At 39.5% G+C, this 11,755-nt stretch carries 8 protein-coding genes; 4 read left to right on the forward strand and 4 right to left on the reverse strand.

The features are described 5' to 3' along the window. Positions 1–6 precede the first annotated feature (6 nt). Positions 7–2,640, forward strand: coding sequence for a methionine synthase (metH, locus tag OCI93_RS04450; RefSeq protein ID WP_261625846.1), 2,634 nt, complete (start codon positions 7–9; stop codon positions 2,638–2,640). 56 nt (positions 2,641–2,696) lie between these two features. Here metH and OCI93_RS04455 read toward each other — a convergent pair whose 3' ends face one another. Both OCI93_RS04455 and OCI93_RS04460 read right to left on the reverse strand, forming a co-directional pair. Further along, positions 2,697–3,914: an ABC transporter permease gene (locus tag OCI93_RS04455; protein ID WP_261625847.1), complete on the reverse strand. Its 1,218-nt coding sequence runs from the start codon at positions 3,912–3,914 to the stop codon at positions 2,697–2,699. Between the two features lie 9 nt (positions 3,915–3,923). Continuing rightward, positions 3,924–5,267 carry an ABC transporter permease gene (locus tag OCI93_RS04460; protein ID WP_261625848.1) on the reverse strand — a complete coding sequence of 448 codons (1,344 nt, stop codon included), beginning with the start codon at positions 5,265–5,267 and terminating at the stop codon, positions 3,924–3,926. A 296-nt stretch (positions 5,268–5,563) separates the two neighbouring features. Between OCI93_RS04460 and hrpB the strand changes: the two genes are divergently transcribed. Continuing rightward, entirely contained in the window at positions 5,564–7,990 is a 2,427-nt protein-coding gene (gene hrpB / locus OCI93_RS04465) for an ATP-dependent helicase HrpB (RefSeq protein WP_261592860.1), read from the forward strand. A gap of 511 nt (positions 7,991–8,501) precedes the next feature. Continuing rightward, positions 8,502–9,395 (forward strand): hypothetical protein, encoded by an 894-nt coding sequence (locus tag OCI93_RS04470; RefSeq protein ID WP_261592861.1) that lies wholly within the window; start codon positions 8,502–8,504, stop codon positions 9,393–9,395. A gap of 174 nt (positions 9,396–9,569) precedes the next feature. Here the strand turns inward: OCI93_RS04470 and OCI93_RS04475 are convergent, their stop codons facing one another. Then, the gene (locus OCI93_RS04475; protein ID WP_261592862.1) at positions 9,570–10,559 is read right to left on the reverse strand and encodes a LacI family DNA-binding transcriptional regulator; all 990 of its coding nucleotides are present in this window, start codon (positions 10,557–10,559) and stop codon (positions 9,570–9,572) included. 223 nt (positions 10,560–10,782) lie between these two features. Beyond that, a complete protein-coding gene (locus OCI93_RS04480; RefSeq protein ID WP_261592863.1) occupies positions 10,783–10,935 on the reverse strand; it encodes a hypothetical protein in 153 nt (50 codons plus the stop codon). A 380-nt stretch (positions 10,936–11,315) separates the two neighbouring features. Between OCI93_RS04480 and OCI93_RS04485 the strand changes: the two genes are divergently transcribed. Continuing rightward, positions 11,316–11,732 (forward strand): glycoside hydrolase family protein, encoded by a 417-nt coding sequence (locus OCI93_RS04485; RefSeq protein WP_261625849.1) that lies wholly within the window; start codon positions 11,316–11,318, stop codon positions 11,730–11,732. Positions 11,733–11,755 lie beyond the last annotated feature (23 nt).

Here is an 11,755-nt window from a genome sequence, read left to right on the forward strand (position 1 = left end):
GTAATTATGACGCAACAATCTATAGCCATATTTACCAACGTTGGTGAGCGGACTAATGTGACCGGCTCTGCGCGTTTTAAGCGCCTAATTTTAGAAGAAGAATACGAAAAAGCCTTAGATGTCGCACGCGATCAGGTAGAAAATGGTGCCCAGATAATTGACATCAACATGGATGAAGCCATGTTAGATTCAAAAGCCGCGATGGTGAAGTTTTTGAATTTGATTGCCTCTGAGCCTGATATTTCTCGAGTACCTATCATGGTTGACTCATCCAAATGGGAAGTGATTGAGGCTGGCCTGAAATGTATTCAAGGTAAAGCCATTGTTAACTCTATCTCTCTTAAAGAGGGTGAAGAACCCTTTATTCATCAGGCTAAGATCATCAAGCGCTTTGGTGCCGCTGCAGTGGTTATGGCATTTGATGAGGTAGGGCAAGCAGAAACTGCAAAAAGAAAGTTTGAAATTTGCCAACGTTCATATCGTATTTTGGTCGATCAGTTAGGCTTTGCGCCTGAAGACATTATTTTTGACCCTAATATTTTTGCTGTAGCTACCGGTATTGAAGAGCATGACAACTATGCTGTTGAATTCATCGAAGGAACACGCCGTATAAAGTCAGAACTACCGCATTGCAAGGTATCGGGTGGGGTCTCTAACGTATCATTCTCATTTCGGGGTAACAACCCTGTTCGAGAGGCCATCCATTCAGTCTTTTTATATCATGCTATTCAAGCGGGCATGGATATGGGAATTGTGAATGCAGGTCAGTTGGCTGTGTATGACGATATACCACAAGAGCTTAGACAAGCAGTTGAAGACGTTATTCTAAATAAGGATAGTGAAGCGGGTGAGCGTTTGGTTGAACTTGCCCCGAAGTATTCAGGTATGGCACAGGCAGCGAAGGTTGAAGACTTAGAATGGCGCGCTTGGCCTGTGGCAAAACGGTTAGAGCATGCATTAGTTAAAGGCATTACCGAATATATTGATGATGATACGGAAGAATGTCGAGCTGGTATGAATAAGCCTATTGAGGTTATTGAAGGGCCGCTGATGGATGGCATGAACGTGGTTGGAGACTTATTTGGTGCCGGTAAAATGTTTTTGCCTCAAGTGGTTAAATCGGCGCGAGTTATGAAGCGTGCGGTGGCTTACCTTGACCCTTATATCGAAGAAGAAAAACAAGAAGGTGATACCAACGGTAAAATAGTGATGGCGACAGTAAAAGGGGACGTTCACGATATTGGTAAGAATATTGTTGGTGTGGTACTGCAATGTAATAATTATGAAGTGATTGATCTTGGTGTGATGGTGCCTGCAGAAAAAATTCTACAAACCGCCATTGACGAAAAGGCAGATATAATCGGTTTATCTGGTTTGATCACGCCTTCTTTAGATGAAATGGTGCATGTGGGCAAAGAAATGAAGCGCAGAGGGTTTGAGCTTCCGCTATTGATAGGTGGTGCAACAACGTCTAAAGCACATACAGCGGTTAAAATAGAGCCACAGTATGATAAAGGTGTGGTGTATGTAAATAATGCTAGCCGCGCAGTCGGTGTTGTGTCTAATTTGCTTAGCAAAACGCAAAAGAGTGATTTTTTAGCTAAAACAACTGTGGAATATGAAAAAGTACGTGAGCAACAAGCACGTAAAAAACCACGTTCAAAGCCAGTTACTTTACAACGTGCACGCGACAATGCGATAAAACTTGATTGGGATAGTTATACCCCTCCGGTGCCTAAGAAATTGGGCGTAACTGAATTTACCAATGTGAGTATTAGCACACTTCGAAACTATATCGACTGGACCCCGTTTTTTATGACTTGGTCGTTGGCAGGTAAGTACCCGCGTATTCTTAATGATGAAGTGGTTGGTGAACAGGCGCAAAGTTTGTTTGCAGATGCCAATGCGATGCTAGATGAATTTGAAAAAACGGGTGTATTGCAGCCGTTAGGTGTGATTGGGTTATTCCCGGCTAATCGTGTTGGTGACGATATTGAGATTTATACCGATGAAACACGCTCTGAAATTTTGTCATTGTCGTGTCACTTGCGCCAGCAAACTGAAAAAACGGATTTTCCAAATTATTGTTTAGCAGATTATGTGGCCCCTAAAGGTGTTGCCGATTATTTTGGTGCTTTTGCCGTAACTGGTGGTTTAGAGGAAGATGATTTAGCAGATGCGTTTGATGCTCAGCAAGACGACTACAATAAAATTATGGTTAAGGCTATTGCTGATAGACTTGCCGAAGCGTTTGCAGAATATTTGCATGAACAAGTACGAAAGCAATACTGGGGTTATGCACCAGATGAGCTCCTGAGCAATGAGGCGCTTATTCGTGAAAACTATCAAGGTATTCGCCCAGCTCCAGGCTACCCCGCATGTCCAGAGCATACCGAGAAAAAGAAAATTTGGCAGTTGCTAAACACTGAGCAACGTATAGGTATGCAGCTTACTAGCTCTTATGCGATGTGGCCGGGTGCGGCAGTATCTGGATGGTATTTTTCGCATCCAGAGGCAAAATATTATGCGGTAGCCAGTATTCAAAAGGATCAGGTAGAAGACTATGCAAGACGCACTGACATGACGCTAGTTGAGGCCGAGCGTTGGTTATCACCGAATCTTGGCTATGAGCCTAGTTAACTTTTTTCATTTTAATAAAAAGCGCTTCAAAGAAGCGCTTTTTATTGTTGATAAGGTTACGCACTACGAGTAACAATTGCAGGCGATATTCTACTTGCTTGAATAACGGGTTGCATAGTCGCTAATTGGCTGATAAACCACATGCATAGCGCACCAATAAACAAATAGCTTACTGGTACTGGACTAATTGAAAGTGTGTTTATCAGATAAACATTAATAATGATACTAAAGGTAATGCCAATTAATACGCCCACGCTGCAGATAATAAAGCTCTCTAACATAAAGAACCTTAAAATTTGAGTTTTACTCGCCCCCAGAGCACGACGCGTACCAATTTGTTTGCGCCGAGTAATAATTGAAAAGCGAACTTGAGCAAAAATCCCTAGTGACGTGGCAATGCTAATGATCACTATCATAACGACTAATATAACTACCACTGCAGCGTCATTTTGATGCGCAGTCTGCCTTAGTTGCTCGAATGAAATCATTTGGTCAATCCAGCGTTCAGGTGTTTTCATTAGTAATTCAGTTACATCTTTCATTGCTTGTTCACGCATCCCTGGCTGCGCTCTTACAATAATTTTAGGCTCTGTAGAGAGCAAATTTGCATTAGTAATAATGCCATACCAGTGGTTTTCCCACCAGCTCCAGCCACTACTAGGAAACTGATATGCAACCCCACGTACTGTATAAATAGTGCCTGATGCATAAATCATTTCACCAACTACTTGTCGCCAATCATCCGGAAATAGTTTTTTTGCCAGCGCTTGGGAAATCACCAGCTGATTCTGACCAGCTCGGCTTTCGCTGGCGTCAGTATAATAAAATACGTCACTCTCTTTGAACCACTCACCAGCAAGCATCTCAATTTTCCAAGTGTCTTTCATATTATAGCTACCCCAGTAACTTGCAGCTCGGATCACTACTTCGTCAGGGTTAGGAGGCAAACTGATGTTTTCTGTTCCACCGCGTTGTGAATAGGGAATACTTGATGTTGATGATGCGTTATGAACACTTGGCAAAGCTCTTATGGCTAATAGGTCTTGTTTTAGTAGTGAGACAAGCTCATCAGGTTCACCTTGCAGGTTCATGTTAAAACTGAATGTGTCTTTTTCAGATATACCGCTATCAGCTAAAATACGTTCTTGCTTTTGTTGTAGCATGAATGCGGTGTTAATAATAATGGTTAGCGTCACTGAAATTTGCAATATCAGTAATATCGCTGAGCCTTTTCTTTGCTTTAGAGATTTTAATATGGGTAATAAGTCTTTCACTACTGGCTCCTACAAACTTTTTAATTGGCTAGAAGGCTGTATTTTTATCGCTTTATAAATTGGCCATAATCCAAATAAGCAGGTTGAACAGACAGCTAAAATAAGGGTGGAAATAACGAGTAGGGCATCCATCTGCATAAAACTTATATTGAGGAAGTGAAATATATTTCTGGCTGTGAGTAAGCCGACCTGAGCAAGTAATAGCCCAAAAATGCCCCCTACCAAACCAATTAACACGGTTTCACAGCCAAATTGCAGGGCTATTTGTTGTTTACTTGCACCTATTGCTCGTCGTAAACCAATTTCGTTTCGTTTATTATAAAATTTATTTACCAGTAGACTCATGCAATTTAATAAGCATACAGCTAAAAATGCAAATGCTAGCCAAACTGCCATTTTTGAGTGCTCTGGTACCACCCCAGCATACACAAAGTGCTCAGAAATATTACGTACATAACTATTTATTGGTCTAGGAAAACGGCCCAATTGCTTTTGCTGTTCATCATAATCTTTAAGTAGTGCACTATAAGCATCTCTTTGATTACTATCATTTAGCTCAACCCATAAAAATAGCCATAAACAGTCTGATTCTAAAATAGTATGAAAGGTGATATTTTCAGGCAGGCTTGGGCAATAGATTGGAAAGTAAGGACCTAAATAAAGCTGTGAGTTTATTTGAGTTTTAAACGGTACGTATAGATCATGAGGTTTATTATAAGCATAGCTTGCATAGTCAAAATATTTAGGGACCGGGTGCCAAGTATCTAACACGCCTGACACTGTAAATGTATGCTCGCCTATCATCAGCGGTTTACCTACGGAGTTTTGTCCTTTGAAAACTAAGTCATTAAAGGGCTTACTTATTACAACATCAAGTCCGCCTTTTTCATCAGATTGTGTTGTCCAAGGTGCACCATATAAAAAAGGAGAGTCAAACATTGTGAAGAACGATTTATTAACAGTGTACATATAACGCATTTGGGCTTCAGCTTTTGCTTGTTGTGGAGTTCTTATTAACGCTTTATGTTGTGCAACAGGAGTGTGTGTTTTTACTATTTTGCTATTTTTATGGGCTGTAGATAAATTAGTGTAATCCATGTAGGTGAGCAGGTCTGCAGCCTGCTCTTTGCCATTTTTTTCTTTGTAGGGACGACTTGCATTCCATGCATTTAAGTAAACTTTAAATACGGTATCGGCTTTGGCTTCGAGGGGGTGTTTGGACATCATATAGGTAATGGTATATGCGACCATAGATGTTGCAATACCAATAGCAATGATTAGCACCATTAATAGGCTAAGCAAGGGGGTGGCACGGATACTCAACCAAGCAAGCTTAAAATAATAGGGGATCATTAGTTCTCCTTGTAGAGACAAACATTGAGTTTGAATAAAAGCAAAGCATTACTAAAGGCTATTTGCATTTTCCATTAATTGCTAGGATACAGTAAGTTACCTATGCTTGTCTTTATTTTTTACATATTAATAACTTTATATATACTATTGTGCGTATTTTGATTAGTGAGTATGTTAGTTACTATTTTTTGATACAAAAAGCATGCTGAAAGTGCTTAAGAATAAAGGTAAAATGGCGCTTAAGCGTTTGCTACTAGCGTGCTAAAATTGTAAAAAAAATCGTGAAGAGTTGTGTTGTGTTGCCCATCCAGTCTGTTTACCCACAATTGGTCTCTAAGTTTAAAAATTACAATACCGTTTTGTTGCAAGCACCGCCTGGTGCAGGTAAGTCAACATGGTTGCCATTACAATTAGTACGAGATAATCATTTTCAACGAATTATCATGTTAGAACCTCGGCGTTTAGCTGCACGCAATATTGCGAATTTTTTATCAATTCAACAGCAAGAGCCTTTAGGGCAAACGATTGGTTTACGCATACGCAATGAAGTGGTGGTTTCAAGTGCGACACGTCTAGAAATTGTCACTGAGGGGGTGTTAACACGAATGCTCCAAGCAGACCCAGAACTCAGTGGTGTTGATTTAGTTATTTTTGATGAGTTTCATGAGCGCTCTTTAGCGGCAGATACGGCATTGGCATTTGCGTTAGAAACTCAGTCAGCCTTTCGTGATGATTTAAATATTTTGGTTATGTCGGCTACATTAGACAGTGAGCGTTATCAGTCATTTTTACATTGTCCCCTTGTATCTTCACAGGGGCGTAGTTATCCCGTAAGTGAAATTTACCAGCCATTACATGACGAAGGTAAATGGCTAGAAGCTATGCCATCATTGGTGTTAAATGCACTAGAGCAGCAAGATGGTAGCGCACTAGTGTTTTTACCAGGCCAACGAGAGATTAATTACTTGCTAGGGCAGTTAAGTGAAAAAGTAGCGAATGATGTAGATGTTGTTACTTTGTTTGGTGAACAAGATAAAGCAACACAACAAACAGCGATAGCGCCCGCGCAAAAAGGCAGGCGTAAGGTTGTATTAACCACTAATGTGGCAGAAACTTCATTAACGATTGAAGGTATTAGAGTAGTTGTCGATTGTGGCAAACGCAGAGCAGCACGATTTAATTTAAAAACAGGCGTTACTGAACTGATCACGCTTTCCATATCACGTTCCTCAGCAGTACAAAGGGCTGGCCGAGCTGGCAGAATTGAGCCAGGTGTTGTTTTTCGACTCGGATCGCATGCGCAGTTTGAACGCCGAGATAAATATGATACAGCGGAAATTTTGTGTTCTGATATAGCGCCTTTAGTGCTTGAAGCTAAAATTTGGGGCACGGATATTACCCAGTTGCCTTTGCTTGATAAGCCAACTCCTATAGCGATTAAACAAGCATATGGCTTGCTGCAAATGCTAGAAATTCTAGATGAAGACAACAGGCTAACAGCATTGGGCCAAAAAATTCATCAATTTGGTACAGATCCTCGACTTGCGCATATGTTAATAAAAACTCAAGAGTTAGAAGACCAGCTACCCGGTATTAGTGCGCTAGGGTGTTATTTTATTGCTTTGTTAGAGAGCCGGGTAAAGGGCCCTTCTGAGCTGAGACTTGCTTTACAAATTCAGTTTGAAAAGCCGCAAAAACAGTTTTCTGAGCATTTAGCTATATGGCTAAAACGATTTAAACTAAATAAACCAACCGAGCTGGCATGTGAATATTTAAGCATAGTTGTTGCACTTGCCTTTCCTGATAGATTAGCTAAACGTCGCGGGCAAGGTTTTTTGCTTGCTAACGGAGCTGGTGTAAATAGCCATGAAAGCCTTTGGTTAGATAGCGACTATATTGCGGTTGCAACTTTGGGTGGCATAAAAGGGCAGCGTATTTTTAGCGCTACAGAGCTTAATATGGGGTTAGTTCAAGATATGCTGCCACACTTATTTAGCCTACAAAGTGTGTGTGAATTTGATGAAAAAAAAGGGCGTTTTTTACACGAGGAGCGTACTTTGATCGGTGCGTTAATAGTTCATACACAACCGAGTGGCAAAGCGCTAAATGTGCAAATTCGCACGCAAGCTTGGTTAAATTTATTACAAAAGCATGGCTTAGAGTTTTTTGAGCAATACCCGCAAACTAAACAGTTATTGATTAGAATGACACTTGCTCAGCAGTTTTATCCACAAGAGTTTAAACAAATTGATGAAGCGTCTCTGCTGGCTAATTTAGCACAGTGGTTGGGACCTTTTTTAGATAATGTTAAACAATTTACTGAATTAAAAAAGTTTGATTTGGCCAATTCATTGCAAACCTTGTTAGATTGGCACTTACAACAGCGTTTGGAGCATATTTTACCAAAGCGTATTGACGTGCCCAGTGGTTCCAGCATAAAAGTTGAATATCAATTAGAGGGCCCAGCAAAACTTTCGGTGAGAATGCAAGAAGTGTATGGTTTGACTGAAACGCCAAAACTGTGCAATGGCCAATTACCATTATTAATGGAGTTATTGTCGCCCGCGCGGCGGCCTTTACAGTTAACACAAGACTTAGCCCACTTTTGGCAAACAAGCTACAAAGAGGTTCAAAAAGAAATGAAAGGGCGCTACCCCAAACATTTTTGGCCAGGTGACCCCGCCAATGCACAAGCGACCAATAAAGTAAAAAGTAAAATGTAATAAAGCTAGTGAATTAACAAAAATCAAGGGTTTTGAGGGAGTGTTATGAATTGCGGTTAGTTACAACTTGCGTTTGTGTTAACACGTTTTCACTGATGCTAACTCGGGTTGTCATAAAACCAGCTTGTGAATACAACGATTTATACAGACAATAATTTTCAGGTATTTACTTGTTTGAAAGTACTTCTCAAGTAAAAGTAATGGAGTGGCTCTGGTGATTAGCTCACAACGAAGAACATACTCATGAAAACTTTGGGGATCTGCCGTCAGCCGCTTACCAAGCTAAATTGGAAAACTCTAGTTTAGTGGTGTGTTACTAATGAGGTGTAACCCTTTGTTTTCTAAGTTTTGTTAATATTTAATTGTAGCAGTCAGTAAAAAATCATCTAAAAGTCATAAGCACGTCTGGTATTTTAAAGCTGCTTTACTTAAATTCGATGCTTACACAATTCCATTAAAGCAACTTCTATATTGAAGTTGAATAATTCTTTGATTTAAAGGGAAGTAGATTATGAATCGAATTTTTATGTTAAGTATATTACTCTTTTCTACTATAACGATTAGTGGCAATAGTTATAGTAAAGATGAATCTCCAATCGTAGAAAGTCGTTATTTTGGCGAAAAGCCGCCGGCCTTAATTCCTAAACTTTTTGACCCTAAAATAGTATCTCCAGAAGGAAAATTTGATGCTGGTTGGTTTTCACCAGATATGCAGGAGTTTTATTTCACTCGAAGAGGAGGGAAACATAAAAAACGCACTTTTTTTGTTATTCGTTATGAACACAATCGCTGGGGGCAGGAGTTTGAGACTGATATAAAGTGGCCACAATTCTCTGCTGATGGCAATATAATGTACGTTGGTAAGGAATATAGAGAACGAACCGACAAAGGTTGGTCAGACCCTAAAAGCCTAGGGGGTTTCTTAAAACAAACCGCGCATGGTTTATCGGTTTCATCTAAAGGTACTTATTATTTTCCTCTGTTCGAAAAAGATTTTAATACGGGACACGGTAAACTTAGTTATTCTCGATTGGTTGATGGCCAATATGAATCCCCAGTGACATTGAGCAATGAGATAAATAAAGGTAAGTGGATTGCTCATCCATTTATTGCGTTAGATGAATCTTATTTAATATGGGATGTAGTGCGAGAGGATGGCTACGGACAATCGGATCTCTACATTAGCTTTAAACAAGAAGACGGCTCTTGGTCATCAGCAATAAATATGGGTCCGCAAATAAACACAGATTTACAGGAAAGTGCTCCACAGGTGACATATGATGGAAAATACCTCTTTTTTAGTAGAGGAGACTGGGAAGTCAAAGAAGATGGAAGCCGTAATTACATAGGCAAAAAATATTGGGTGGATGCCCAGATTATTGAGAACCTCAGAACTAAACAATAAACCATACTCAATTGACTAAGTATTATATTAAAGGTGGCAGCCCATCTTTAATTACGGTGAGTAAGTAAAATGCATATAATCGGGTAGCGGGCGGTTTATAACCTTCAGCCAATGTAAAAAGGAGAGTGTAATAGAATGAGTGAATTACCTAGAGATTGGTGCTTTGAGGGTGCGCTATGAATCGCGCTCTATAAGTGCAACGGGAATTTGATGTAAACCTTCACAGGTGATCCCCTGAATTATGTTACAGACCGTCTTTGCAATCTCATCAGTATTAATTTGTACAGTACTTAAAGGGACGCCCATATTTTTGGATTCATCTAGGTCATCAAAACCTATTACACCAATATTCTCGCCTGGTTTAAGGCCCTGCTCAAGTAAGTGTTCGACAGACCCATACGCAACCATGTCATTAAAACAAACGATAGACTCTACTTGAGGTACCTGAGCTAAGCATTCAGACATAGCCATACGCCCTCCATACCTGCTTGCTACGCTGTTAAACACCCAAGAATGCAGATCGCTTTGCGTATTTATTGCACTATTGAAACCGTTTAATCGTTGTTGGTAATCAGATACGGTGGCATCTCCTCCAATAAATGCAATGTGTTTATGCCCGCGTGCAATTAAGGCTTTTGTGGCTTGAAATGTACCTAGCTCATTGTTGGGTAATACGCAAGATACATCGCAGTTGTTAACTTGGCGTATAACCGTTATAACTTGAGTGCTAGGAGTTCTTAATTGATTTAGCCAGCTTGCTTGTGTGTTGACGGTAGGGCAGATAACAAATGCTTTTACACGATACTCTTGGAGTTTAGCAACTACCTGCGTTTGTATTAATGCGTTTTCATTAGTGCTAACTAAAGTGGTCATAAAACCAAGCTTGCGAATATGTGCTTCGATAGAAACAGCTAATTTAGCAAAAAATGGGTGGGTTAGGTCGTTAATAACAATAGCCACCAAATCAGAGGACTTGCTTCGCATTGCAGCAGCTTCACGATTATATACATATCCTGTTTGCTTTATGGCGCTTAGCACTTTTTCTTTGGTATTTTTGCTGACTTTTTCACTATGACGCAATACCAGTGATACAGTGGATTTAGAGACGCCTGCAATACGTGCCACGTCATGTACAGTGACTGACTGTGTGTTACTTTTATTCAAGGTAATATTTTCTATAAATGTGAGTGAACAGACCTTGGGCCCAAAATGACATAGCAGCGGTGCTTGTTTAGCATTGTAACAAGCTAATAAGCAGAGTTAAAAGACCTTTATGATTGAATTTTTGTTAATTCAATCAGGGCAAATTTCAATGCCGTTGGGGGAACATTTCATCAGTCACTCAAATTTGAGTCCTTTACAATACAAAGCAATGAGCTAAAAGGTACTAACATTCAGCTGTCCATGGTACACACTTGACGAACACTGAGTAAAAAATAGGGGGACGACCACCGGCAATTTGTTGAGTTATTTCATTTGGTAGTTTAGCTTGATCTTTAGAAAGGTTTTTAATTTTTTTCTTGTTTAGAATTGGTTTCATTTTATTTCCTTTTTATCTTTATTAAATTAATGAATATTCACGATAACAAATGACTGTGAAATAACAAGTAAATCTCGACTTGGTTTTGTTGATTAAAAAACTAGAAGAGTATACATGATCCCTTTGAGCTTATTTCAGGGCCTTCGTTTAGCACCAGCAAACCTATTCCAACTTACATCATAATGATAGTGTTTAACACTCAATGAAAATATCTTTACAATTGATTTGTATAAGAATATCAATAAATATAGTGAGTCAAACTTATTAACCTATCATGTACCAAAAATAGAAAATAATAGCTAAGAGAAACTAAGACGTTGATTGCAAAAAAGAGACACAATGGCTGTCAGCCTTGATTGTTCAATTATGAGGTATGAACTGTGAACCAAGTTTTAATGAATGAAATGAAAAAACAACTCACCATGCATGAAGGTAAAAAACATACTGCCTACACATGTCCTGGCGGTAAGTTAACAATAGGAGTGGGTCGCAACCTAGAAGATAGGGGCTTATCTGATGATGAAATTGATTACCTACTTAGTAATGATATAAAAAGCACTTATGCTGAGCTTAGTCGACGTTTTAAAGGGTTTTCAGAACTAGACGATGTTAGGCAGCAGGTATTGGTTGATATGGGTTTTAACTTAGGCATGGCAGGGTTATTCAAGTTTAAGCGTATGTTTGCAGCACTAGATATTAAAGATTACGATAAAGCAGCAGTTGAAATGCTTGACAGCCGTTGGGCTTGTCAGGTTGGACATAGAGCACATCGATTAGCTGATATGATGCGTAGATAATAAATAAAGTGGCTCAAATCATT

The organism is Pseudoalteromonas holothuriae, from assembly GCF_945859825.1.
Taxonomy (GTDB): Bacteria; Pseudomonadota; Gammaproteobacteria; order Enterobacterales; family Alteromonadaceae; genus Pseudoalteromonas; species Pseudoalteromonas holothuriae.

What these genes read in the sequence shown, in the direction of transcription:
- metH (WP_261625846.1), top strand. Translation starts at nt 7, where the DNA reads ATGACGCAACAATCTATAGCCATATTTACCAACGTTGGTGAGCGGACT.
- OCI93_RS04460 (WP_261625848.1), bottom strand. Translation starts at nt 5,267, where the DNA reads ATGATCCCCTATTATTTTAAGCTTGCTTGGTTGAGTATCCGTGCCACC.
- OCI93_RS04470 (WP_261592861.1), top strand. Translation starts at nt 8,502, where the DNA reads ATGAATCGAATTTTTATGTTAAGTATATTACTCTTTTCTACTATAACG.
- OCI93_RS04480 (WP_261592863.1), bottom strand. Translation starts at nt 10,935, where the DNA reads ATGAAACCAATTCTAAACAAGAAAAAAATTAAAAACCTTTCTAAAGAT.